The organism is Anabaena sp. UHCC 0451 (assembly GCF_034931405.1).
Classification (GTDB): Bacteria; Cyanobacteriota; Cyanobacteriia; order Cyanobacteriales; family Nostocaceae; genus RDYJ01.
The window spans coordinates 54,391-81,080 of sequence record NZ_JAYGHA010000001.1 but is presented as its reverse complement, the minus strand read 5'-3'; the positions used below and the strand labels follow the sequence as shown (position 1 = coordinate 81,080).

At 38.1% G+C, this 26,690-nt stretch carries 20 protein-coding genes; 8 read left to right on the top strand and 12 right to left on the bottom strand.

Features of this window, described 5'->3' with window-relative positions:
* Positions 1-322 precede the first annotated feature (322 nt).
* The 3 genes from tatC to VB694_RS00335 all read left to right on the top strand — a co-directional run bounded on the left by tatC (position 323) and on the right by VB694_RS00335 (position 5,896).
* Entirely contained in the window at positions 323-1,099 is a 777-nt protein-coding gene (gene tatC / locus VB694_RS00345; protein ID WP_323358324.1) for a twin-arginine translocase subunit TatC, read from the top strand.
* A 129-nt stretch (positions 1,100-1,228) separates the two neighbouring features.
* Positions 1,229-5,509: a PAS domain-containing protein gene (locus VB694_RS00340; protein ID WP_323358323.1), complete on the top strand. Its 4,281-nt coding sequence runs from the start codon at positions 1,229-1,231 to the stop codon at positions 5,507-5,509.
* A gap of 3 nt (positions 5,510-5,512) precedes the next feature.
* Positions 5,513-5,896 (top strand): Hpt domain-containing protein, encoded by a 384-nt coding sequence (locus VB694_RS00335; protein WP_323358322.1) that lies wholly within the window; start codon positions 5,513-5,515, stop codon positions 5,894-5,896.
* 6 nt (positions 5,897-5,902) lie between these two features.
* Here the strand turns inward: VB694_RS00335 and VB694_RS00330 are convergent, their stop codons facing one another.
* The 4 genes from VB694_RS00330 to VB694_RS00315 all read right to left on the bottom strand — a co-directional run bounded on the left by VB694_RS00330 (position 5,903) and on the right by VB694_RS00315 (position 16,022).
* Positions 5,903-6,973, bottom strand: coding sequence for a response regulator (locus VB694_RS00330; RefSeq protein ID WP_323358321.1), 1,071 nt, complete (start codon positions 6,971-6,973; stop codon positions 5,903-5,905).
* A gap of 260 nt (positions 6,974-7,233) precedes the next feature.
* Positions 7,234-13,209 (bottom strand): PAS domain S-box protein, encoded by a 5,976-nt coding sequence (locus VB694_RS00325; protein WP_323358320.1) that lies wholly within the window; start codon positions 13,207-13,209, stop codon positions 7,234-7,236.
* A gap of 289 nt (positions 13,210-13,498) precedes the next feature.
* Entirely contained in the window at positions 13,499-15,097 is a 1,599-nt protein-coding gene (locus tag VB694_RS00320) for a DUF1565 domain-containing protein (protein ID WP_323358319.1), read from the bottom strand.
* Between the two features lie 133 nt (positions 15,098-15,230).
* Complete coding sequence (locus VB694_RS00315) at positions 15,231-16,022, bottom strand: ion transporter (protein ID WP_323358532.1); 792 nt, start codon at positions 16,020-16,022, stop codon at positions 15,231-15,233.
* A 220-nt stretch (positions 16,023-16,242) separates the two neighbouring features.
* On the opposite strand from VB694_RS00315, the gene VB694_RS00310 reads away from it, so the two are divergent.
* On the top strand, positions 16,243-16,668 hold the full coding sequence (locus tag VB694_RS00310) for a nucleoside deaminase (RefSeq protein WP_323358318.1): 426 nt from the start codon (positions 16,243-16,245) through the stop codon (positions 16,666-16,668).
* 133 nt (positions 16,669-16,801) lie between these two features.
* Here VB694_RS00310 and VB694_RS00305 read toward each other — a convergent pair whose 3' ends face one another.
* From VB694_RS00305 to VB694_RS00275, 7 genes are all read right to left on the bottom strand, one after another.
* Positions 16,802-17,356: a protoglobin domain-containing protein gene (locus VB694_RS00305; RefSeq protein ID WP_323358531.1), complete on the bottom strand. Its 555-nt coding sequence runs from the start codon at positions 17,354-17,356 to the stop codon at positions 16,802-16,804.
* A 218-nt stretch (positions 17,357-17,574) separates the two neighbouring features.
* Positions 17,575-18,492 carry a DUF4388 domain-containing protein gene (locus VB694_RS00300; protein ID WP_323358317.1) on the bottom strand — a complete coding sequence of 306 codons (918 nt, stop codon included), beginning with the start codon at positions 18,490-18,492 and terminating at the stop codon, positions 17,575-17,577.
* Positions 18,493-18,582: 90 nt separating this feature from the next.
* Complete coding sequence (locus tag VB694_RS00295; protein WP_323358316.1) at positions 18,583-19,122, bottom strand: GTP-binding protein; 540 nt, start codon at positions 19,120-19,122, stop codon at positions 18,583-18,585.
* A 167-nt stretch (positions 19,123-19,289) separates the two neighbouring features.
* Positions 19,290-19,661: a roadblock/LC7 domain-containing protein gene (locus VB694_RS00290; protein ID WP_323358315.1), complete on the bottom strand. Its 372-nt coding sequence runs from the start codon at positions 19,659-19,661 to the stop codon at positions 19,290-19,292.
* A 99-nt stretch (positions 19,662-19,760) separates the two neighbouring features.
* Entirely contained in the window at positions 19,761-20,231 is a 471-nt protein-coding gene (locus VB694_RS00285; protein ID WP_323358314.1) for a hydrocarbon-binding protein, read from the bottom strand.
* 472 nt (positions 20,232-20,703) lie between these two features.
* Positions 20,704-21,345, bottom strand: coding sequence for a response regulator transcription factor (locus VB694_RS00280; protein WP_323358313.1), 642 nt, complete (start codon positions 21,343-21,345; stop codon positions 20,704-20,706).
* Positions 21,342-22,550 carry a sensor histidine kinase gene (locus tag VB694_RS00275; protein WP_323358312.1) on the bottom strand — a complete coding sequence of 403 codons (1,209 nt, stop codon included), beginning with the start codon at positions 22,548-22,550 and terminating at the stop codon, positions 21,342-21,344. The genes VB694_RS00280 and VB694_RS00275 overlap by 4 nt, the downstream gene beginning before the upstream one ends.
* A 623-nt stretch (positions 22,551-23,173) precedes the next feature.
* Between VB694_RS00275 and VB694_RS00270 the strand changes: the two genes are divergently transcribed.
* Together VB694_RS00270 and VB694_RS00265 are read left to right on the top strand one after the other, a co-directional pair.
* The gene (locus tag VB694_RS00270) at positions 23,174-23,665 is read left to right on the top strand and encodes a P pilus assembly/Cpx signaling pathway, periplasmic inhibitor/zinc-resistance associated protein (protein ID WP_323358311.1); all 492 of its coding nucleotides are present in this window, start codon (positions 23,174-23,176) and stop codon (positions 23,663-23,665) included.
* Positions 23,666-23,781: 116 nt separating this feature from the next.
* Positions 23,782-24,294 carry a Coq4 family protein gene (locus VB694_RS00265; RefSeq protein ID WP_323358310.1) on the top strand — a complete coding sequence of 171 codons (513 nt, stop codon included), beginning with the start codon at positions 23,782-23,784 and terminating at the stop codon, positions 24,292-24,294.
* A 54-nt stretch (positions 24,295-24,348) separates the two neighbouring features.
* On the opposite strand, the gene gntT is transcribed toward VB694_RS00265, so the two are convergent.
* On the bottom strand, positions 24,349-25,707 hold the full coding sequence (gene gntT / locus VB694_RS00260) for a guanitoxin biosynthesis MATE family efflux transporter GntT (protein ID WP_323358309.1): 1,359 nt from the start codon (positions 25,705-25,707) through the stop codon (positions 24,349-24,351).
* Positions 25,708-25,827: 120 nt separating this feature from the next.
* Between gntT and sipA the strand changes: the two genes are divergently transcribed.
* Both sipA and VB694_RS00250 read left to right on the top strand, forming a co-directional pair.
* Positions 25,828-26,076 carry a regulatory protein SipA gene (gene sipA, locus VB694_RS00255; protein WP_323358308.1) on the top strand — a complete coding sequence of 83 codons (249 nt, stop codon included), beginning with the start codon at positions 25,828-25,830 and terminating at the stop codon, positions 26,074-26,076.
* A gap of 50 nt (positions 26,077-26,126) precedes the next feature.
* Positions 26,127-26,684, top strand: coding sequence for a peroxiredoxin (locus VB694_RS00250; RefSeq protein WP_323358307.1), 558 nt, complete (start codon positions 26,127-26,129; stop codon positions 26,682-26,684).
* Positions 26,685-26,690 lie beyond the last annotated feature (6 nt).

Below are 26,690 nucleotides of genomic sequence, written 5' to 3'. Positions count from 1 at the left end.
ATCCCTATAGGAGTTACGTATACCTGAACGCAAACAATCCTCAGTAGCTATCATGATAAATCAACCACAGGTTTGAGATTATGCACTTTTTAAGTTTTGAGTTTTGACATCCGCATAGCAGTATTAGCTACCCAAGACGTGATAAATAAATTAACGGTTTCATACTTAGTTTGCGTAGTTATTCCTTGAAAGATGTCTTATAACTCACTTATGCAGACGCAACATCATACAACCGGAAAATTTTTTCAAAACTTGAAAAACCTCCATTGCTAGTCGCTCAGGCAGATAAAATAGTTAAGGAATGTTGCTGATAAATTAACTCATGACACCTTTACCAGAAGTAGATACTATTAATTCTCCTAATTCTCCCGATGCAGTTAATTCCCTAGATGACTTACCAGATGAGCTAGAAATGTCTTTTTCTGACCATTTGGAAGAATTGCGGTGGCGAATTTTTTACGCTTTAATCGCTGTAGTAGTGGGTATAATTGGCTGTTTTATCGTCGTTAAACCCTTAGTGCAGTTATTGGAAATCCCAGCGCGGGGGATAAAATTTCTGCAACTAGCACCGGGAGAATATTTCTTTGTCTCCATCAAAGTTGCTGGTTACAGCGGTTTGGTGCTTGCTAGTCCTTTTATTCTCTACCAAATTATCCAGTTTGTACTTCCCGGTTTGACTCGTCGTGAGCGTCGTTTGTTAGGTCCTGTGGTTTTGGGATCGAGTGTACTTTTTGTGGGGGGGTTAGTATTTGCTTATTTGCTGCTGATTCCCGCAGCTTTGCAATTCTTCATCAACTATGGTGCAGATGTGGTAGAACAACTGTGGTCAATTGAAAAGTATTTTGAGTTTGTCTTGTTGCTTTTATTTAGCACGGGTTTAGCATTTCAAATTCCGATTATTCAATTATTGCTAAGTAATTTAGGTATTGTTTCTTCAGTGCAAATGTTAGCTGGTTGGCGGTTTGTAATTATGTTTGCAGTGGTTTTGGGAGCTATTCTTACACCTTCTACTGATCCTTTAACTCAAAGTCTTTTAGCAGGAGCAGTTTTAGGTCTTTATTTTGGTGGTGTTGGTTTAGTGAAACTCACAGGGAAGTAATAGCAATTTATCTGTTAAGAGTTCCCTGTTCCCTCTCCTAAATGTACAATTTATTTTGCCCGACTACTTACCACAGATTGCGACTAAAGAAGATTTAAATTTATCAGGAATGATGACTAATAACTGAATATGAGTATTAATCATAGAAATGATTGGCTAAAAATAATGAAATTCCTGCCCCTATTGGTGGGAGTTTTATTTTTAATAATATTTACCATCCTCTGGCAACAACTTTTACAAGAAGAGGAAAACCATATTCAACAGCTAATTCAACAGCAAGCGATCGCCATCAAAACTGAATTAACTAACGAACTGAATAGTAGAATTGTAGCACTAGAGCGCATGGGGCAACGCTGGGAAAATAGCGGTGGTACTCCCAAACAGCAATGGGAAGCAGATGCGAAAAACTACATCCAAGATTTTCACGGTTATCAAGCTATTGGATGGGTAGATTCATCATATCAAATGCGCTGGATTGTACCAAAGTCGGGAAATAAAGCGGCACAAAATATTGATTTTAGCCCAGAAACTAAACAAAGACAGATATTAGAAACTGCACGTAAATTGGATAAAATTACATTTACACATTCAGTTAATCTTGTTCAAGGTGATAGAGAATTCTTAGCTTACATACCTCTATTTCTACAAGAAAATAAATTTGATGGATTCATCTTAGGAGTTTGGCAAAATAAACAACTTTTAGATGCTATTTTAAAGATACCGAATGGTTATCAAATCCAGATTTTTGACGAGCAAGAATTAATTTATAGTCATGGTGGAGAAATGACAAAATCCCCTTGGCAGCAAAACATCAACATTAACTCTTATAACCTGAACTGGCAAATTATCGTTTCTCCTACCTCAGCACTATTAACAGAATTACGCACACCCACATTAGTATTAATTGTTGGTATTCTCCTGGGAGGAACAATAACATTATTAACCTATTTTGCTCAAGCCATTCTGTTAAATCAACAGCACATAGCAGAAATTAACCAAGAACTAACTCAAAAAATATCTCAACATAGACAAACAGAACTCGATCTCCGCAATAGTGAAAATCGTTTGCGGCAATTATTAGAAACAGCTAGAGTTATTCCTTGGGAACTGGATATAAAAACCTGGCGATTTACTTATGTTGGATCTCAAGCAGAAGCCTTGTTAGGTTATCCAATTGAAGAATGGTATGAAGAAAACTTTTGGGTAAATCATCTGCATCCAGATGATCGAGAAAAGACTCTTAATCTTTGCCAAAAAGCAACCAGAAAAAGCGAAAATCATCAATTGGAATATAGAATATTTGCCGCAGACGGAAGCATTATTTGGTTGCGAGATATAGTGAATGTAGTTCTAGCAGATGAGACTCCAGTAATGCTGCGGGGTTTTATGTTTGATATTACTGATCTCAAGCTATTTGAAGAAACCTTAAAATTAATGGAAAGGGCTGTTGCTAGTACCAACAATGGAATTGTCATTACTGACGCTAAACACCCTCATCATCCAGTTATTTATGTTAACCCAGCTTTTGAGAAAATAACAGGCTATACCTCTAGTGAAATTATAGGAGAAAATTGTCGATTTTTGCAAAATAAAGAAGTTAATCAACCAGGGTTAGATGAGCTAAGAACAGCAATTAAAACTGGCACAAGTTGCACTATAATCCTGCGTAACTATCGCAAAGATGGGACATTATTTTGGAATGAATTAAGTATTTCGCCCATTTATGATGACAACGGACAGTTAAAACATTTTATTGGCATTCAAAATGATATTACCGAACGGCAAGAAGCAGAAGCAGAACTCAAAGAAAAAGAAGAACGTTGGCAACTAGCACTACAAGGAAATAATGATGGCATTTGGGATTGGAACTTAAAAACTAACGAAGTTTTCTTTTCTGCTCACTGGAAAGAAATGTTAGGCTATGAAGATCATGAGATTAGTAATAATATTGATGAATGGTCTAAGCGAGTTCACCCTGATGAAATAGATTCAGTTATACAGGTGGTTCAAAATCACTTGGCGAAGAAAACCTCTTTTTACAGCAGTGAGCATCGAGTTTTGTGTAAAGACGGTAGTTATAAATGGATATTAGATCGGGGACAAGCACTTTGGGATGAACAAGGAAATCCTGTGCGGATGGTGGGATCACACACAGACATTACTGAACGAGTAAAAGTACAAGAAGCACTGCAACAACAATTACAACGAACCTTAATTCTCAAAAAAATTATTGGAGAAATCCGGCAAACTCTCAATATTCAAGAAATATTTCAAACATCAGCCAATGAAATTGGGCAAGCCTTAAAAGTAGATCGCTGTCTAATTCATTCTTATATTGGTGAACCTATACCCCGCATTCCCTTAGTAGCAGAATATGTAATCTCCGGTTACTCCTCTATGCTACATCTGGAAATTCCTATTGTGGGAAATCCCCACGCTGCAACCATGATTGCACAGGATCAAGCGATCGCCTCCTCAGACGTGTACATTGATCCCTTACTTGAGGCAATGCAACCCTTCTGCCGAGAAATTGGACTCAAGTCTATTTTAACAATTCGCACCTCCTTTCAAGGGCAACCCAATGGAGTAATTTGTTTACATCAGTGCAGTTATTTTCGTCAGTGGACTACGGAAGAAATTGAATTAATAGAAGTAGTTGCGACTCAATTGGGTATTGCTTTAGCCCAAGCTCAACTATTAGAACAAGAAACTCATCAACGAGCCGAACTAACTATCAAAAACTTGGCTCTAGAGCAGGCCAAGCACTCAGCCGAAGCCGCCAATCGCGCAAAAAGCGAATTTTTAGCGATGATGAGTCACGAAATTCGTACTCCCATGAATGCTGTGATTGGTATGACGGGAGTGCTGTTAGATACTAAGCTCACGCCCCAACAGCAGGACTTTGTAGAAACAATTCGCTCCAGTGGAGAAGCCTTACTTACCATCATCAACGATATTCTGGATTTCTCTAAAATCGAATCCGGTAAGTTAGAACTAGAAGAACAATCTTTTGATTTGAGAAATTGTCTGGAGCGAGTGCTGGATATCTTAGCCCCAAAAGCCGAGGAAAAAGATATTGAACTAGCTTATCTGATTCATCCTCAAGTTCCAGCCCGCATCATTGGTGATGTAACTCGTGTGCGTCAGATACTGATGAACATTTTAGGTAATGCCATTAAATTTACCAAAATAGGAGAAGTGATACTTTCTGTCAACGCCAAGCTAATTTCAGAGACAGCTTACGAAATTTTATTTGCAATTAAAGACACAGGTATTGGCATTCCCGCAGATAAAATGGAGCGATTATTTCAACCTTTCTCCCAAGCTGATACTTCCACTACTCGACAATATGGTGGTACAGGATTAGGCTTGGTAATTAGCAAGCGATTAAGTGAAATGATGGGCGGTACTCTTTGGGTGGAAAGTCGGGGGTTTGTAGGTGGTAGTCCTCATCCCCAATGGCAAAATGAATCGCTCATTGCATCTTTGCAGTCTGTACAAGGGGCAACATTTTATTTTACTGTGACTGTACCAGTAGATACTGATTTTCCCTTGGAGAAATTATCACTTGATGCGGTGCAGTTGGCGGGAAAAAACTTGTTAATCGTAGATGACAATCTTGCTTACCGCAAAATTCTCAAGCTCACGGCCGAGTCTTGGAATATGCAAACTTATACCGCTGCTTCAGCACAGGAGGCTTTAGAACAAATCCGTCTGGGTATGAAATTTGATCTCGCCATTTTAGATATTCGGATGCCAGAAATGGATGGAATCACCTTAGCCCATGAAATTCGCAAACAATCAAACTGTCAAAACATCCCTCTGGTAATTCTCACTTCTTTAGCTCAAGCAGAAACCAGCAAAGAATGTGCTGATCTCCAAATTGCTGCTTATTTAACTAAACCTGTGAAACAATCTCAACTTTATGAGACCTTGTGTGAGATTTTGATGAATCAGCCAATTAAAGCTTATATTTCCCAACCAAAAGTAGCAGAAATTGATTTTCATTTAGCAGAAAAATTACCGTTGCGGATTCTGTTGGCAGAGGATACGGTCGTTAATCAGAAAGTTGCTTTATTAATGTTGAAAAAAATTGGTTATCGGGCAGATGTCGCAGCTAATGGACTGGAAGTTCTCGCAGCTTTGCATCGTCAGTCTTATGATATTGTTTTTATGGATGTACAAATGCCAGAAATGGATGGACTGGAAACAACTCAAAGAATCTGTCAACAATGGGAATCTCATCAACGTCCTTATATTATTGCGATGACGGCTAATGCTATGCGAGGCGATCGCGAAATTTGTCTGGCTGCTGGCATGGATGACTATATTAGTAAACCTGTTCAGAGTTTAGATTTATTTCAAGCCCTCAGTCGATATGGTGACAAGCACAAAGTTAGGAGAATTTAAGGCATGAATGAGAAAAAATCTGACATTTTTGAGGCTTCATTTGCCATCAATCCCCAAATTCTTGACTCTTTACGAATTATGTTGGGAAATGATGAAATAGTATTTACCCAAGTAGTTAAATGTTATTTATCAGAATCTTCTCAGCTGCTTCAAGACATTAACGCATTTCTGAAAAATCAAAATGCTCAAATGATTGAGCAAACAGCCCACAAGCTCAAATCTAGTAGTGCTTCTATGGGAGCGGTTACTCTCTCTCAGCTTTGCTTACAGATGGAAATTATGGGACAAAGTGGCAATTTAGCAAGCAGTATAGATGTATTTTCTCAACTTGAACAAGAGTATCAAAAAGTAGAAATGACTTTGCAAAAAACAATCAGTAACAATTGATAAATGTCAAATCTCAATTGTAAAAATTGCCCCTTGTGGTTGATTGCTTTCTACTTTAATTTTTCCACCATGTGCTTCTACCGTCATTTTGCAGAAAGCTAGACCTAAACCAATCTGAGATGTGGCTTTGTTGATAGTTCCAATTTCGTATTTCTCAAAAATGACTTGACGTAATTCTTCCCTGACTCCTGGACCTGAATCAACTACCTGAATTTTAACTTTTCCTGGTGCTAGATAATCAGCGTGTAAAATAATTTGACTATTTGGCTCAGTAAATTTAATCGCATTAGAAAGCAGATTATCAATCACTCGACGGAACAAACTTAGATCCAGCTTAATACTATTACCGGGTTTAGGTAAATCACTAATTATTTCTATATTTTTATGCATTATGGCTGGCTGAATATCTGATATTGCTAAGGAACAAAGTTCATAGATATCAACATCCGTGAGTTGAATAATCAGCTTGCCAGATTCTAATTTAGCCATTAATAACAAACTATCAATCATGGCTTGCAATTGTTGTCCAGATGCAATGATCTGATTACTTTTTTGAAACTGACGTTCAGTTGATAAATTACCAACTTTTAACATTTCTGCGGCTAAAATAATTGAAGTTAAAGGATTTCGCAAATCATGAACAATCATATTAGAAAGGTCTTCCCTCAAGTGGAGAATTTCTTGCAAAGAATCATATTGTTGCTTAATGCGTAACATGGATCTCACTCGCGCCCTCAATTCCATGCCATTGACGGGTTTACTGATAAAATCATCAGCCCCTATAGCTATACATTTGGTTAAATCTTCGTTGGAATTCAAAGCTGTTACCATAATTACTGGAATATGTTTCCATTGCATATTTGATTTAAATTTTTCACAGAATTGAATGCCATTCATTTGCGGCATCATCACATCTAGCAAAATTACATCGGGTTGAAAAGCAGCCAGAAGATCCAAGGCTTGCAGTCCATTCGCTACATAACTTAAGTCATAACCTTCACTATCTAATAGTGCATCAATAACATCAAAGTTATCAGGTTCATCATCAATAATTAAAATTTTTGCTGGTGTTTCCATTATCAGTTATCAGTTATCGGTTTTCCCTATTCCCTCTTAGAGGATGTTTGAAAAGTTTTGGGCGAATATAAAGATGCCTCCGGCTCCCGTTAGGGATACGCTACTACACAAGCGAAGTCCACCTATTCCTACGGTCCCGTAAGGGATACGTGGACTAATGAAAAATCAAGGGTTTGAAACCCACGGAGGTGGGTTTTGTCTGTGTAGCCGCGACTTCTAGTCGCTTTTCAAACTTTTCAAACTTTTCAAACTGTCACCTGTCACCTGTCACCTGTCACCTGATTTAATAGTTGTTGAATTTTCTCAACTAGAAATTTCAACTTGACTGGTTTAGTTAAATAATCATTAGCTCCAGATGCAATACACTTTTCTTTATCCCCTGGCATGGCTAATGCTGTCAAGGCGATAATTGGTGTATGTGTGAACTGGTGATCGGCACGAATGAGACGCATGGCTTCTAATCCATCCATACCGGGCATTTGGATATCCATAAGAATCAAATTAGGATGTTGTTCTTTAGTGAGAGTAACAGCTTCTTGACCATTTTTTGCCATAATTAAACTATATCCCCTAGCACCCAGATAGTTGGAGATGGTGGCAATATTGGCTTCGTTGTCTTCTGCAAGTAGGATTAAAGCTGGGGATATTGGTTCAATTGATGCTGCAACTGGGGTAGTTGTGGGAATAATCAGTTCATTTGTTGGGGAATTATTTGGTGCTTGGAGTTTATTTATTGCTTGAGACATTTGTTCGCGACTAATAGGTTTAACTAAGTAATCAGTTGCACCTAAAGATAATGCTTGCGATCGCTCATCAACTACCGAAATCACAATTACAGGAATACTTTGAGTGTCTGAATGTGCTTTGAGTTGTTTGAGAACTTCCCATCCAGACAAGTTGGGTAATTGAATATCCAAAAATATTAGCATCGGACTAATACGGATGGCTTCATTAATAGCTCCGTCACCTCTGGTATAGATGGTAGTTTGCAGATTTAGTTCATGCAAATATCTGGCTATCTGTTCGGCTGCAACCATCGAATCTTCGATAATCAGCACTTGAGAAGTTGGGGATTGATGATGCGGTAATAGTTGATAAGTGGCTGGTAATAGAGTTTTTTTCTCATCTGCTGATTTCTCTATACAGGGTATGCGAACTGTAAAACAGCTACCCTGATTTATTTGACTAGTTACTGTTATTTGACCACCATGTAGGTCTACCAGTCGCTGTACCAAAGCTAAACCTAATCCTGTACCATTATGTTGACGATTTAGACTGCTGTCAATCTGCACAAAAGGTTGAAATAGTTTATCTAATTCCTCTTTAGCAATACCAATTCCGGTATCAATTACTGAAAAACAAATCCATTGATTTGGGGATTGGGGATTGGGGATTGGGGACTGGGGACTGGGGATTGGGGATTGGGGATTGGGGACTGGGGACTGGGGACTGGGGATTGGGGATTGGGGATTGGGGACTGGGAATAGAAAAAAGTTATTCTCCCCTGCTCCCCTGCACCCTATCTCCTGGTGTACAACTAACTTAACGCTGCCACCGTTGGGAGTGAATTTAACGGCATTGTTGAGCAAATTAATGAGCATTTGACGCATCCGACGCTCATCAACAATTAAATCTGGTAGATGGGGGGGAATTTCTATAGATAGCTGAATATTTTTTTTCAATGCCTGTTGTTTAACAAATGTCAAACTAGAATCACAAAGATAGCTACAAGTAACAGGAGCAAGTTGCAGTTCTAGTTTACCGGCTTCAACTTTGGAGAGATCAAGAATATCATTAATTAATTCTAGTAAGTGTTTACCACTGCGTTCGATAGTTTTGATGGCTTGTTTTTGGCGATCGCTAGTTTCCCCAAATACTTCTTCTAGTAATCCTTCTGACATTCCCAAAATCGCATTCAAAGGGGTCCGTAATTCGTGACTCATATTCGCTAGAAATTCATCTTTGAGGCGAGTTGCACGGGCAAGTTCGGCATTAGTTTGACGTAATTCTGCCTCCATTTGTTTACGTTCTGTCATTTCTAAAGCTGCACCAATAATTTGTTTAGGTTGATTTTCAACATCACGACTAAATACAGTATCATGACTAATAAACCAGTGCCAGTTGCCTTGGCGATCGCGCATCCGATATTCAATTTCTCTGATATCTTCATCATTAGCTGTAGCAAACCGAGCAAGATAATCAGACATTTTGGGCAGATCATCAGGATGGGCGATTTGCGGCAGAAATTCTGCTCCCATACTTTGTATTTGTGCGGGAGAATAGTCTAGCAATCTGGCAATTTCTCGGTTAGTGTAAACGTTGCATTTTTCTTGCAAATCGTAAATATAAAGAATATCTGGACTGGCTTCGGTGATCCGTTGAATTAAATACTGACTTTCTTTTAAAGCCATTTCTGCTTTTTTGCGGTCAGTGATATCTAGAGCTGCACAAGTTACACCTTCTATTTCACCATTGCGATCGCGCAGAGGATCTATTGTTAACACATAACAAATAAAATTATCTTCTGTACCAATGACAATTTCCTCTCTCATTCCTTGACCTGTTTTTATCACCTGACGTTTCCAAGTTTCTAATTTTTCAGCATCTTTGGCTAGGAAGATATCAGTATCAAACCGACCAACCACTTCTTCAACTTTATAGCCCATAGCAGGGTTATAAATCCATGTATAGCGCAGATCAAGGTCTTGGTTAAATACGACAATAGGCGAATTATTTAAAGCAATGCGGAATCTTTCTTCACTGTAGCGCAAGGCTTCTTCCGCACTACGTCGGCTGGTAATATCTTCATAAGTTACCAGAACGCCAATAATATGACCGTCAACATCTCGCAATGGTACTTTGTTAGTTTCTATCCACATTAAAGAACCATCAGGTTTATGCATAGTTTCTTTAATGTGCATTTGTGATTCACCAGTAGTCATGATATGGCGATCGCATTCTAAATAAAAATCAACTTCTTCACAAGTTGCAGATATATCATAAGGATCAGAGCCAATAATTTTTTCTGGGGTTTGACCCACATCTTCTGCAAAAATGCGGTTACAACCTCTAATCACTGATTGATCATCTTTCCAGAATACACGCTGCGGAATAGTATCTAGTACCAATTGCAGCATAGCCTGTGATTCTTGTAAAGCAGTAGTCCGTTGCTCAACTCTAGCTTCTAGTTCCTCATTAAGTTGCTGTAATTCTGCTTCTGCTTCCTTGCGTTCGGTAACATCTTCAGCAAAACCAGCTATACGGTAAACTAGACCCTGATCATTGGCGATGGGAAAAGCGCGATCGCGAATCCAGCGCACTGTACCATCAGGTTGAATAACCCTATACTCTTCATCATATTCACCGGGTGTAATTTGATTTGGTATTGCTTTTATAACCCGTTCTCGATCATCTTCATGAATAGCAGTAACCCAGGTTATCGGTTGCTGGCAAAGATTTTCCAGCGTCCGACCCCAAATTTTTTCATATTGGCGACTGACAAAAATTATTTCTGACTTTTCTATATTGGTCATCCAAATTACTTCCGGCAAATTCTCTGCAATTTGTCGAAACCGTTCTTCACTGTTTCTCAGGGCAATTTCCGCCTGTTTAAGTTCTTTTAATGCGGCTTGTCGTTCACTAATATCAACAAATGTGACTACTACTTGTTTTAAAATTCCATCGTTATTAAATTCAGGAAAAGCATTTACCAATAACCAAATTTGGGTTTTACTTTCGGGTCTATGCACCCCAGCTACATAGTTTGTCAGAGGTTGCAGTGTACAAATCACCTGATTGATGGGATATTCTGAATGTGGCATCACTGTTTCATCTTCCCTCAAAAAATGCCAATCTGGATCTAGGGAAGTTTTTCCCTGCATTTGAGAGATATTAAGTTCTAAAAGTTCACAGGCTTTAGCATTACAAGTGATAATAGTAGTATCAACGGCGTGAACAACCAAACCCACAGGTAGATTTTCCACCAACAGCCGATATTTAGCTTCACTTTGACGCAATAATTCTTCTGTTTGTTTTAATTCGGTGATGTCCGAAAGTGACATCAAAAAAGCATTTTGTCCTTCCCAATCAATGGACGCAGCTTGCATATTTACAGTGCGTCGCTGACCAGATGCTTGCAATACTTCAATTTCTTCTACCCGATGACTATCATAATCATAAGGAAGGGCAAAGGGCCAGCCGCAGAGAATTTCCATCTCTCTACCAAACATCCTCGCAGCAGCAGGGTTGACGAATACTATGCTACCTTGACGATCCACGGTAACAAGACCACTAGCACTGGTTTCGACTATGGTTCGCAAACGTTTTTCACTATCTTGTAATGCTTTTTCTACTTGTTTGCGTTCAGTGATGTTGCGACAGGAATACAGATGAGTACCTTCACCAATTGTTACTTGCTTAACATTCACTAGGACTGTATGTGTCCTACCTTGTTGATCAATAATATCGCGTTCGATGTTGGCAATTTCACCACATAATACCAACTCCTGTGAATCAAATAAATCTTCACCCAGTAGAACTTGAATGTTGCCCATCTCCGCAATATCTTCTACTGAATAGCCAAAGAGAATATCTATGTTAGGACAGACAAAAGTAAATTTACCCTGGTTATCGGTAACAAATACAGCATCAGAAATCTTGCTCAAGGTGGTGCGGTAAAGTTTTTCAGATGCGGCTAAAGCAGCTTCGGCACGTTGTCTTTCTTGAAGTTCTAGCTGTACGCGATGATACAAATCTGCTTGCTGGATGGCAATGGCTACATGAACAGACAACTGTTGCAGTAATTCAGTTTCTTCTGGTTGCCAAATTCGGGAAGTATCGTTTTGACAAGCTAACATTAATCCCCAGAGTTGATCACCAACAGCAATAGGAACTAAAATTTTAGCTCTGATTTGCAGACTGTCTAATAGTTGCCGATTACAGAGACTTATATCATCTGTAGTAATATCATCAACAACTTGTATCCTGCCATTAATATACTGTTCTATCCAATCGGGTATATAACAAGGGTCACTGACTGATTGCCCCAGTAAAGATAACCATCCTGGTTTCACGTCTTCAGCAATAATTATACCATTGCCATTTTCATGACATTTATAGACAATCACGCGATCGCAATTCAAAAATTGTCGCACTTCAATTGCGATCGCATTTAAGGTTGCCTGCAAGTCCAATGATATCCTGATGCGGCTAGTAATTCCACTCAACAGCCTTTCCCGTTCCGCTTGCGCTTGCAACTCTGCGGTGCGTTTTTTTACTTCTTGCTCTAGTTGTGCATTTCTAATTTGTAATAACTCCAATTTTTCTACTTCTAACTGTGATACCTTCTGCTTGAGATTATCTACCAAACTATAAATATCCAGAGGATTCAAGGCTTGTAGCAAGGTAGTTTGGGTGACAATACCTAGTAATTCTCCTTGTTCCCCTGTAATTACTACCCGATTGATGCGCCTGGATTGCATCAGCATTAATACTGTCCATAGTGTTTCTTTTGGTGACAAAGAAAAAACCGGACTACTCATAACTGTTTGCGCCTGAATGCTCTGCAAATCCAGCCCTAAAGCCTGAAACTGCACAATATCACGTTCAGTCATAATCCCTACTGGTATCAGAAGAGAACTTTGCTCTTCAACAATGATCACCGAACTGACATTATCCCGTGCCATTAATTTGGTGATATCTAACACCGAAGTTTGTGGCGCAGCTTTAACAATACGACTGCTCATAACTTCCGATACTAGACGTAAGCGCAACAAATCCACAGGACGCAACAGTTGCCGTAAGCTTTCGTGGGTAAGCAGTCCCGCTATTTGTCCATGATCATCAAGAATCGGTAGATGACGAATCCGGTGGCGTTGAAAGAGATTGAGAGCCACAAAAATATCCGTAAATTCCGAGAGTTGCATAGTGATCACACAGCGAGTCATCACATCAGCGATCGCCACTCCGGCAATTTTTCGCCCCTCCGCACTCAATCTCACCACATCTCGCTCTGTGAAAATTCCTAGTAACTCAGTTCTATCCATTACCAATACACAACTGGCACGGCAATCACTCAATAGGTAACTGGTATCCTCTTCCGGTAATGTACAACTTCCCCTAGCGTTACTCATGAGGGCGATCGCATCAGTTGCTAGTGTATCAGCTGTCACAACTAATGGAGTATCAGCCACTGCCTGTTCTAGATTATTGACTTCTATCAAGGAAGAGAATAACATTGTTATCTAACAAGCCTTTACGTAGATGTGGGGTGTAGAGCAATACTCAATTATAACTAATCAATCACACAGAATCCCATAAACATGAAATATATAATAAATCCCCAACTTTCTGAAGAAATCGGGGATCTAAATTGTTCATTTAAAATTGTCAGGACTTACGCAACTGGAACATTGGTAGGGTGCGTCAGACTGCATAAATCCTGTAAATAAACAGATTGTTGATATCTGACGCACCCTACAACAGATTTTTGGTGTGACACGCAGCTTTAGTCCTAATTGTTATCAATTAAACAACAATATAAGGTGAATTAAGCGCTGCTACACGACCAGCATCAAGTAAAGCTTGATACACCATCACAGCCACCTCAGCCCTTGTTGCATCACGGGTAGGGTTGAGTAATTTCGCTGTGGGATAATTAACAATCATTCGCTTTTGTGTGGCAATTATCACTTCATCCTTACCATAGCTAGGGATTTTTGCTTGGTCATCAAAAGATACATTGCTGGCTGTGGAACTTGCAGATAACCCCAGTCCATTTACCAAAGAAACAATCACTTGTACTCGTTGGATATTTTGATTAGGAGCAAAGGTATTATTAGGATAACCAGACAAAAATTGCCCTTGATATGCTTGCTGAATAACTTGGAATGCCCAAAAACTCGCTGACACATCCTTGAAGTTAATAGCAGCACGTTTATTGGGTGGATTGAAAGCTTTTACCAGTAATGCAGCATATTGCGCTCTTGTCATGGTTGCATTAGGTTTAAATGTGCGGTCTGGATAACCTTTGATAATATCGAGTCTGACTAGTTCCTGAATAAACGCAGATGCCCAATGATTACCAATATCAGTTAATGTATTGGTTGGAGTTGGAGTTGGTGCAGGTGTTGGAGTTGGTACAGGTATCGGTATCGGTATCTGTACAGGTGTTGGAGTTGGAATTGGAGTTGGAGTTGGTGCAGGTGTTGGAGTTGGAGTTGGAGTTGGTGCAGGTGTTGGAGTTGGAGTTGGAGTTGCACTCCCAACAAACTGAATATTTCCCTTAACTTTAGCCGCATCTATTTGATTTCCCAAAGAAACCAGAGTGTTGGTACTGGCATTTTGGACATCGAATTTACCGTTATTACGGAAAATATTACCACCAGGATTATTGGTACTGCCGATATCAGGTAAGGCATTAGAAATTATTGTTAAACCATCATCAGTGTTTTTCTCACTGAGATTATTCCGTAATATAGGACGTGAACTACCAGAAACTACTATCCCAGAACGGTTTTCATAAATCTTATTATCTGTAAGCGTGGGTGATGTAGTATCACTGATAGCAAAACCAAAACCAGTGTTAACACAGATATTACCCTGAAATTGACCTTGAGAATTTTTGGCAATGGAAATACCATTAGCCGCATTTTCACTGAAAATATTATTTTGAATTACAGGGTTAGCATCACCTGTGGCAAAAACTCCTTCACGCTTGCATTTGGTGAAGGTGCTATTAGCAACCGTAGGCGTACTTGATTCAATCCAGACAGCAGTACCACGACTAGCAGAATTAGTTACAGTCACTCCTCGGAGTTCTGCATTGTTCAATAACACAAAGGTGACATTTTGACCAGCAAAAGTACGACTCAGATAGTTACCACTACCTTCAATGAAAACGCCGTTACCTTTGTTAGCTTCATTACCTACTAATATTACGCCAACGGGTACAGTAAGAGGAAAAATTTCACCACTACCTGCATTGTAATTACCATCTGCAAGTTGAATTTTATTGGTGATTGTGGCTTGTTGTAAAGCTTTAGAAATGCTTTTGAATGGTGCTTGTTGACTACCAGGATTAGTATCAGCACCCGTAACAGGATTTACATAAAATGTTTGGGTCATAATTATACTCTTAAACAAGACATAGACATAGTAACCTAATGATTGAGTTTTGATGTGAGGGGTGGTAAACCCATAACAAAATGTTGCAAAGGAGATTTTAAGTCATCATCCTTGTAAATCAATATTTTCCTCCTTAATTTACGTTTCTTACAGGCAACTTAGTACCGCATATTTTACAAAACTCAGCATCTGTATCATGAAAACTTAGACCACAATTTGAACAAACATTTTCTACTTGATTAGCTGTTTTGACTAATCGTTTAATTAAATCTCCTACTTGCCAAGGAATCAAGGCTATCCCTGTTAAAATCATCAATACGGTTAGTAACCGCCCTAGTTCAGAAATGGGAGTTAAATCACCAAATCCTACAGTCGTCATTGTCACAACTGAAAAATAAAAGGCATCTAAAAAAGTGCCAAAGTTTTGTGGATTAACTGGATGCTCAACTTGATAAATTAAGCCAGAATAAACAAAAATAATAGCAAATAATGTAAATAATATTCGTGTAAAAATTACGCTATCTTCACTGCTGATACTCTTAAATAAAAATCTACTATCTATAAATCTGATTAATCGCAAAATTCTAAACCATCGCAACAAACGGATAAATCTAATATCTACAAAACCAATTAAAGATGGTAATATAGCCATTAAATCAATAATTGAATAAAAACTAAAAATATATTTAAGTTTATTTTCTGCACTCCATAAGCGCAGTAAATATTCGATAGCAAAAACTATTAATATGCAAGTATCTAATGCCCTTATTTCTAAACGAGCATCATTAGAAATATTATAAGTTTCCGCCACAAAAATTCCTGATGATAATAAAACTAGCGAGGCAATTGTTAAATTAATTGCTTTACCAATTGGCGTTTCTAAGTCTGTTAAGTAAAATTCTATTTTTGCTCGGTTTAGTAATATCATATCCCAAAAAAATTCACAAATTCACAACAATGACAGTAAAAATGCCCTATTATGAGAAAGAAATTAAGTAAGTCGGCTTGAAAAAAACGAGGTATGTTACAAAATGTAAAATCCCTCAAAGTCTCTTCCCTCTTGCCTTTTGCCTCTTGCCTCTTGCCTTGCCTCAACGATAAATTTCAACGCCTACCTACTTATCCTATTTAAATATCCTGTGAAAATGAACCAAGAATATTTTATGCGTCTAGCCATAGAAGAAGCAAAAAAAGGAGATACACCCTATGGTGCTGTGATAGTTAAAGATAATCAAGTAGTTGCAGCCGCTTATAATACTGTGAGACTAAACAGTGACCCATCAGCCCATGCAGAAATTAATGTCATACGCAATTTTACCGCTAAACTCAAAAATCCTACTTTAGAAGGCTATTGTATATATACCACAGGTGAACCCTGTCCGATGTGCGCTACTGCTTGTGTATGGACAGGAATATCAGAAATCATCTATGGCGCTTCAATTGCAGATTTAATTTCGATTAATCAGGCACAAATTAATATATCTTGTGAAGAAGTAGTCAGTAAATCATTTAGAAAAATCAAAATAACTAAAGGAATTTTAAGCAAAGAATGTCTAGATTTATTCGCATAAATTTTACATAAAAAAAGCCCCGGTAATATCCCAGGGCGGTTGAATTTTTTGAATTTATGGAGGCAAAAAGTTATAGAAAAATAAGCACCAGAAATTTTATTAAATTAATCTGATTAACTTTCCAAACTTGCGCTTACATAGAGGATGCACCAGTGGCAATAAGTCGTTTGAATAAGGCTTCTGACCAACCAGTTTCTCTAAGTACCGCAGTTGAGGAAACTTCTACATAAGCTTGCTCAATAAAAGCTAAATCAATCATGCAAATTCGACCCAATGCTTCTTTTAATTCTTCTGATTTGGCATCAACTCTTAATTGTTTACCAACTTCATGAACGACTACTGCCATAGCTGGAACTACGTGCTGAGGGGCAATTCCAATTTTGACATGGACAAGTCCAATATGCCAACGTATTTTAGCATATTTTTCGCTCCAATCATCCACTCCTGTAAACATTTGGTGAAACCATTCAATAAATGTTTCATGGAGGCGGTGCATTCGTCCCTCTTGTGCATTTAAAATGGCATTCATTTCTTCATCACGTCCTAAATAAGCATAGAAATGATCAGCCATTTTTGCAGCATTGTCTTTACCCCAGTCGGCGTTGGATTTAAGAATAGATTTATCTTCAGCAGTAAATCCAATTCTGGTTTCCATCTTGGTCATGAAAGCGGTAGGTTCGATAGTCATCATTAATCCTTAAAAAAAATAGATGTGAGTAAATTAGTTAATTGTTATCAGCTATCAGTTGTCAGTGGTTATTCTCTTAACCTGTTGGTTGAACTAATTTCTTTGTATACTCTGTAAAAGATTATATGACTGTTTTTTATCTTTTACCAGAGTTAGAAAATTATGCACCTTGTCTTATTCATTTTTGCCTAAATGTTACACCAAAATTGCCTTTTTAATTATGAGGTTTTACTACGAAGAAAACCAACTAAATTTTTGAGGAATGATTGACTAACAGCGGGCTTTTCTGGAGACTTTTCTATGAGTCTACTTGCAGGTACAGTTTCCGGTACTGGTTCTGGAAAAGTGATTGTGGGAGTAGGAGTAGAAAAAGATTCATCCAGAGTTAAGGTAGGTGTAGCCGCAACCATGAAATACTCTTCTGCTAAACCAACTACGATGAGTCGGAAAGCAATTTGTTGTACATTTACTATCGGTAGATTGAGTTGATTAGCAATATACTGTAAAGAAACCTGTCCATTTACAAATTCCCACACTTGCCATTCTTGAGCATTTAGCTGTAGTTTGGGCTGTTTGACCATCAAACCGGATAAACCAGAAGTAGGGTCTGGGAGTTTTTCTTCTAAAGCTCTCCAATCTCGTAACGCACGCAGTCCAATTAATATGACCTCAGTTGCAGACATACTCAAGCCAGTCATTTCCCCTAAAGGTAATGTTGGTGTTGGCTCAAATCTAAATAGAGCATCTTTGACTTGGAATAAGCCACATACTGGACGTAAAACTTGGCTATTAAATAGTAGTTTTAGTTGTTCTGGTTGTAGTAGTCCTTGAGATTTTAGACACAACCCTAGTGGCGAGTTGACAAAACAAGCGGAAATTTGAGTTACTCTAGAAATTACTCGCTCGCTTATCCATCCCCTTTGAGCAATCATTAATGTTAAAGCTTGTTGATCTAAACGATCAGCAGCAGCAACTACACGGCCTTGGTGTAACCAGATATAATAGACTTGCTTTTTCTTTTTATCATTGTCCTCAGCTAAAAACTCAATGTAAAGTATTCCGGTTTTTTTTCCTTGATCTAAAAACTGAAGGAGTTCGGGTAAGGAAAAATCTGCAAAGTTACCAGTAATAGTCATAATCCACCTCCCCCCAGGGGGAATAAAAATAGTTAACTAATCAGAATAATTTTCTACAAAAATGATTTGACTGCTGACTGCTGCGGTAAATTAAACTGCACAACTTTCCATTAAATGCTGCACTAGAACAATTACTGCTTCAGCTACAGAATCTCCTTGATTAGGGTTGACTCTAACCATAGGAGGTCGTTGGGCTTCATCAACATATCCCAGAGCAAGATATACATCTTCTTCAGACCAAGCTCCAGTACAATCTGTATGTGTGAGACCAAGAATCATGGGAATGTCAGCGCGTTCTTGCATAAAGTTGAGAATTTTACGTACATAACGAAATTCTCTAGCTCGATGTGCTGCTATCAGTACGATATAAGCATGAGCTTTGCGAATTAAAATATCCCACATGAAATCAAAACGAGACTGACCAGGTGTACCATAAAGGTGTAAAGCCATGTCGGGTCCAAATTGCAGCCGACCAAAGTCAAAGGCGACTGTGGTTCTTTGTTTCAGTAATGCTGTTTCATCTGTGGCACGGGTATCTGTATCTACAACTTCAATTTCACTGACGGAGCGGATAAAGGTGGACTTTCCCGCGCCTACAGATCCCGTCACCATCAAGCGCATAATCTCCATGTTTATTTACTCCATAAATAAACAATTAATAATTCATTATTCACTAGTTTGACTAAGCTCCTAAATGTTATTTACAGCTTTTTGGTATTAGATAAAAAGTTCCCTCACTTAATTTGATATTTATTTAGGAGGGAACTTAGAATTGAGTGACTTTTGATATAGATCATCTAGACCAAAACTAGCTTGAGTTCTGCAAGAACACGTTTAATTTCTAGCATTAATACCCCCTGTTTAGCTGTTTCACTAGCTAAAACTAGGAAGACTGCATCTTCACCACAACCTGTTAAGATACCAAAGCCTTTCTTTCCTTCTACAAAGATCCGATCAACTGTACCTCTAGCTAACTCAATACCTATTCTTTCACCTAAAGACAGCATAGATGCTGACATTGCTGATACCCGTTCTTCGTCCATTGCACCGGGTAAACTTGTGGCTAAAGGTAAACCATCTGGGGTAACAAGTGCTGCTCCTTGAACATCTGTTGTAGCAGCTACAAAGTTTTGCAAAATCAGACCCAATTTTTCTGTGTTAATTGCCATAATAATTTATTCTCCAGGTTGCTTCAAATTTGGTCGTGAGTAGGAAATTTATTCCTGATTAAATAAAGTCTTGATCTGTGATTTAAAATTACAGATTTTTTAGTCGCGGTTTGTAAATTCAAATACGTCGTGAGTACCGCTTTTGAGGACTGATTCAGTATGCACTCCCCGTAAACGTTTGTTAAGTATTTCTTCTAATGCTCCCCAAACAGCGCCCAATGTAAAGGTACACTTGCGTTCTGAACCCTGTAGTTCACCTGCTGAACAAACTGTTTCAGATATGTATACTTTAATGGTATCACCATCTCTAACAATTTTATCAATTATGCAAAGTCTGGTTCCGTCTTTACCTACGGCTAGGGCTAATTTTGCTTGTGCTACATCCAAGGAGTCTACAGATCCTGATAAACCCAAACTTGCAGCTATTTGTTTGCCCCGTGCGCGTCCAGCTGTCGTTAGGGCAATGGCTGTGGCTTTTTCTCCTAAAGCTTCTTCCATGCCGATAATTACTGCTTTGAAACATACTATGCTGTTGAAATCTCCTAGTGTTGGTCTTAGTAATTCTGGCATATTATTTACCTCTGTTTAATGCAAGTAAGCCGTATTTTTACGTAGAATTATGAAAATCTATTTTGGCTTTTTTTATTTTTCCAATGTAGATATTTTTCATTACTTCACTGTGTAAATTTATGCTTTGTTTGTCGAGCTATCCTTATTTCCTCTTGAGTTCAGTTCATTATCTGGGATTCAAAACTAATATCACACCGTAATACTACTGAAATTAGGTTTCTTTATCGTTAACATAAATTAAGTTTATGTGAGTCCATGCTCATTTATGGGTTAGTGGTTAGAAAAGTATATATAGCTGTCATTGTGTTCCGAGAAGATGCAAATTTATCTGTATGAAGTTAGTGTGAAGTTGGTATGATTTTTTTTAAACTCATCAAAAAAATACCTAAGCATAATTTTAACAAAAAAATAATTATCAGCAATAATTCTTAGGAAACTCCATCATTCAGTCACAAAATAGATTAGAGCATTTTTAGTACAAAGAGGAAAAATAAGTATTAGCAAGGATAGCAGCTTGAGTGCGATCGCGCAAATCAAGTCTACTTAAAATGTTAGTAACATGATTTTTAACTGTTCCCTCAGAAATGTAGAGTTCTTGGGCAATTTCTCGGTTACTAGCACCTGTAGCAATTAATCGTAAAACCTCTTTCTCTCTAGGTGTTAATTCAGCTAAACTCGGTGGTAAGGTTGGTGCTGGGGAGGGAAACTGAGTCAGCAGTTTTTTGACTATTCCCGGACCTAGTTGAGAATAGCCTTTATCAACAGCACGAATAGCAACAGCTAATTCTTCTGAGGGTGTATCTTTAAGTAAATAACCCATTGCACCATTTTGTAATGCAGCTTTGACATATTCATCATCATCAAATGTTGTCAATACTAAAATTTTTGTAGTGGTAAAGCGTTTTTGAATTTCTCTTGTTGCTGCAACTCCATCCATAATAGGCATTCTGATATCCATTAAAACTACATCTGGCTGTAATTTTTCCACTAAACTAATAGCAATTTCACCGTTTTCTGCTTCCCCAACTATTTCTAAATCGGTTTCTAATTCTAATAATGCTCTTAAACCTTGACGGATTAAACCTTGATCATCTACAAGTAAAACTTTAATCATGATTTCCAGTTATTTAAAGGAATATCAACTATAATCTCACAACCAGCACCAGGAGCAGAGTTAATTGTTAATTCTCCTCCTAATGCCAAAGTGCGATCGCGCATACTTTGCAAACCAAAACCAGTTGTATTCTGGCTAATATCAAAACCTTGACCATTATCTTGAACTATTAATTTTATAGCTTTTTCCGTTGTCATTAATTCCAGTTGTACAGATGAAGCTTTGGCATATTTAGAAATATTTGTAAATGACTCTTGAATAATGCGGTAAATGGGTATACTCATTTCTCTGGATAGAGAATATTTTAAGGAAATAATACAAGTTGGCAAAATCCCATTTGCCAGTTGAAAATCTTTGATTAATATAGCAATTTCCTGTTCTAAAGATTGTGATTCTAAGGGGTGGGATCTGATAGTAGAAACTGATTGACGTACATCCTGTAAAGCTTTTGTTCCTAGTTCCTTAGCTGTTGCTAAAAATGTCATAGCTCTAGGCATATCAGACTTAGAAAGTTTTAAAGCTGTTTCTAATTGAAGATTTAAAGCCGTCAGAGAATGTCCGAGAGAATCATGAATTTCTCTAGCAATACGGTTTCGCTCTTCTAAGGTAGCTTGATTTTCAATTTGCAGAGTATATTGACGGAGTTTTGCGTTAGCATGAGCTAATTTATTTTTGCTTTCGCGCTCTGATAAAACAGCATTCATTAATAGGAGAACAAATATTAAACTCAAGCCAAATAAAACTGCCAAACTAAAACTAAAAAACCTAAAACGATCATGTAATACTGGTGTTAATCTGTTATCTGGAAATCGAGTTTTTAGTGTGAGTAGAAAAAATATAAATGATAAAAAAGTAACCGCTAACCGTCCTGGTAATTGAAAAATCAAACAGCTACGAGTTACTAAAATTAAATAAAGAAAAGGAAAAAGTCTAGCCGTTCTTCCACCGAAAAAGCCAGTAGTTAAAATTAAAAATACTTCAGTAGCTGTATATATAATTTTCCAAAATTTATTACTAGTAGGTAATCGTAACCCCATCAAACCAAAAAAAGCTAAACTACAGATAGTTAACTCTGGAAACCGGGTGGCAAATTTTGGTGATGGGGAGGGAGTAACTACCATTAACACAGAAAGCCCCAGTAATACCCATTCTAAATAAAGCAGAAACCGAAAGGGATGATTATTAAATTGAATAGGACGAGACATAAAAATTCAAAATTCAAAATTCAAAAGTGCCTGAAATCTGAATACTTTATTGTGCTACATATTGACCAGATTTGGAGCATGACTAAAGTCATGGCTATAGACGTGACTTTTGACTCATGTGATAATTGGGGATAAGTTCATATTATGGTGACATCCAACCAGGAAAAACACAAGGGATTTTGTCAGTAACCCAGCCCTAAAGGGACTGGGCTTGCAAGAGTAATCAAGCAAGCCGTACTGACCAGACCACCCTGAGCGTAAGTCGAAGGGTAGCCGTTATTTGAGTCACGACACCTCGGAATGCGTAGCTAGTTCCCCGCTCTGTCATTTGCAATTAAACAGTTTTAAGGTCACTGAAACAGTGTTGCAAGTCTAAAAAGCTCTTATAACAGGTCGAAGCTAACATTACCCCGAAAGGGAGGCACATCGCGTGCAACACATTATGCGTACAGAGTTAGAAAATTTGAATCGGTAATTGTCCCGTTGAAAGTACATCACAAAAGTACCCCGAATTTCCTAACTCCAAGGCGGTAATGAAAAAATATTTAAAGCGGTTAAAACCGCTCGAGTAGTTTCCCTCTCAGGTCTGAAGACACTGAGTTTCCCACTTACCGCGAGGTCTTATGAAACGCAAGACATTATCATTTATCGCTGCTGCTTTTGCTCTGACTTTAACTGCAACCCCCTTTGTAGCACAAGCACAACAAACAGCCCCTTCTCCTCAAGCAGGTAAAGAATTTACCCAAAAAGGTCCTTGGAAAAAATTGGGACTGACAGATGAACAAAAAGCCAAAATGCAAGAAATTGGCCGCAATACCCGTGCAGAAATGGATAAGGTTCTGACACCAGCACAAAAAGAACAGTTAAAAGCACAAATGCAAGAACGTCGAAATCAGCGTTCACAAGGTGAAGGTAGAAGCGAAGGTAAAGGTAGAGGTAAGAGAGAACCTTTCGCTTCCTTGAATTTAACTGAAGCTCAAAAAACCAGAATACAAGAAATTAGAAAGTCATCAAAACAACAAATGGAAGCTGTTCTGACTCCAGCACAACGGGAACAACTTAAGAAAATGTGGGAAAATAAGGCTTCACGTCGTCAACAAAGTAACCCTCAATAGTCAAATAAAGTTTTTACAAGTTAGATCAAATAAATTCTGTAGAGATGTTATTGATAATGTCTCTACATCTAAAAATCCGGTGTAGTTTGATCAGAAAAAATCTCATTTATAAATTTATGCAATACTTTACCACTTATTCCAAGTCTGCTCATCGAGTTGAAAAATTTTTAGATTTATTAGATCATTTTACTGAAGCTAAGGGATTAAATGTTCCGCAAATTGTAGAGATTGATAAATTAAAATCCCTTCCTCAAGGCACATTTGGCAGAACTTGGGCTGATTTTCTCAATCAAAACAACTTACAACCATTCATCACTGGAACTCGCCGCAAACAACTACATGACGGTGTTCATGTTCTGGCAGGTTACGCTACAGATCCCATTGGTGAAGCAGAATTACAAGCATTTTTACTAGGAGCAAAATTCACAATTACTAACTTAATGTTAGGCTTAGGATTGTTGCGAATGATTTACAAAAATCTCAATTATCAACAACAGTTTGCTTGGGAAAGATTACAAAAAGCCTATCAACGTGGTTGTGATTCTAACTTCGATCCAGATATTTGGCAACCTGAACTACTTTGGCATTTACCATTAACTGATGTGCAGAAAATGTTTGGTGTAATTTAAGAGGTAACATTATTTAGAAAGAATAAAGAAGGGGAAAAAATCAGGAAATTGTAGTTAAGAATTAGCTAGAGGTTTGTGATTTTCTAAGTCTTGGGTATTCAAAGTTTGGGGTACTTGTACTGCCAATGCTATCATAATAGTTGTCATGTAAGAAACTATAGTTGACCATAATAAATGGTTATTGTGGAAATACCAAGCGGCGATCGCTAGAGGTGAAAAACCCACAAAAAAAGCTAATAATACAGCATTACGTAGACTCGCACCGGCTTTTAAACCGATAAAATAACCTTCGAGAATAAAAGCGATCGCTGTAATTACTAAAACAGGTAACAACCAGATTGTATATTTAGTAATATTAGTGTTTACCTCTGGGTGATTAGTCAACAGACCAAAAACTTGGTCTGGAAAAATTATAGATACAACAGCAAATGGTAATGCGATCGCTAAACCTGCAATCATAGAGACAGTTAATAATGGAATCATCTGTGCTGTATTTCCCTTACTTTTAAAATTGCCAGTCAAAGTTTGCGTTGTCACCCCCACACCTTGAACCGTAAACTGACTCAACAAAGCAATTTGCAACAGCAGACCATTTTCCGCTAGAGTTTCCGTTCCTTGTATTGCACTAAGATTAGTAAATATAGAATAAGCAGAAATCAGAGCTAGAAATCGAATTAGAATATTAATCTTGAGAACAAAAGCATCTTTAATTGCTACCCAATCAAACATTTGTGATAGTGCTGCTGTTAAAACTTGCCACTCAATACTTAAACCAACCCCAACCAAACCAACTCCCAGCGCCAAATACTGACTGATAGCTGTAGCAACACCCGCACCCGTACTTTCCCAACCCCACTTCACAATCATCAAATAATCAAGCAACACATTAGAACCATTACCAACCAAGGACATCAGCAGCACTACACCATTCATTTCTCGCCCTAAAAACCAACCAAAGAGGACAAAATTGAGCAAAACAGCAGGTGCGCCCCAAATTCGTCCATAGAAATAATCCACCCCAGAAGCTTCAATTTCTGGAGAACCACTCAACAGCAAAAAACCAAACTTCTGGATAGGATATTGCAATAGTAGAATTACTACAGCAACTATGCAAGCAATTAAACCACTGCGTAATCCCGCCAAGATCACAGCTTGAGGTTCATCCTGTCCCACAGCTTGGGCTGTCAAGGCATTGGTACTTGATCTCATAAATTTTAAGACCCGATAAAGGTAGTCAAAAAGAATAGTTGCTAAAATTACCCCAGCCAAGTGACGGATATCTGCCAAATGTCCCAAAAAAGCAATATCCACCAACCCAGCTAAGGGAACCATCAAATTAGACAACACGCTGACACTGGCCAACCGATAAAATCGGGGTAAAAAATCATATTTGTTTGCAACTACATCAGGCATGGCATTTTGAATTGAAGTTGATACTAATAAAGTTTATTGACTCATTAAACAATAGATGTGGAAAATGCAGCAAATTCCTGTTAAAAGTGAGAAATTATTACACTTTCCCAAAATTTTAAAATGTCTCCAGAATTCCCTGTTAATAGTAAAGTTCGTGTTGTTACCCTACCACCTTACGTCAAAACTGCTGACCCCATGCCCATGCTACGTCCTCCTGATGTCATTAGCATTGGTGAAGAAGGTATAGTCATTGACCGTCGTCCTGGCGGATATTGGGGTGTGCGCTTTTCTAGAGGTACTTTCCTCATTGATAGCCAATATATTGAAAGTGCAGAAAATCCGCCTGTATCTAAACCAGTGTCAGAATAGCAAGCAGCCAGAATGTAAACTTGTATTAAGTTATAATTCTGGTTTGCAAAATGATTTCTCGTCGCACTTTTATTACCGTTTTATTTACCACCTGTTTCTCCTTGATTAGTTGGTTTAACTTTACCCCCACTGCTCATGCTATGGGTGGTAAACTACCAGCCATCAATCAACCAGCCCCTGATTTCACTTTACCCACCAATACAGGAGATGGCAAAATTTCCCTTGCTGATTTGCGTGGTCAGTGGGTGGTTTTATATTTTTATCCCCAAGATTTCACTTCTGGTTGTACTATTGAAGCGCGGCGTTTTCAACAAGACTTACCCAAATATCTAGAAAAAAATACCCAGATTATTGGTGTGAGTGCGGATGATATTGATTCCCACGCCGAATTTTGCGATTCTGAAGGCTTAAAATTTCCCCTGTTGGCAGATACTAATGGTGCAGTTAGTAAAGCCTATGGTTCTTGGATTGGCTATGTATCTATGCGTCATAGTTTTATCATTGATCCCCAGGGTATTCTTAGAGATACTTTTGTTAAAGTTAATCCCAGTATTCACAGTGCAGAAGTTTTCGCTCGACTAGAAAAACTACAATCAGCAGATTTATAACATTTG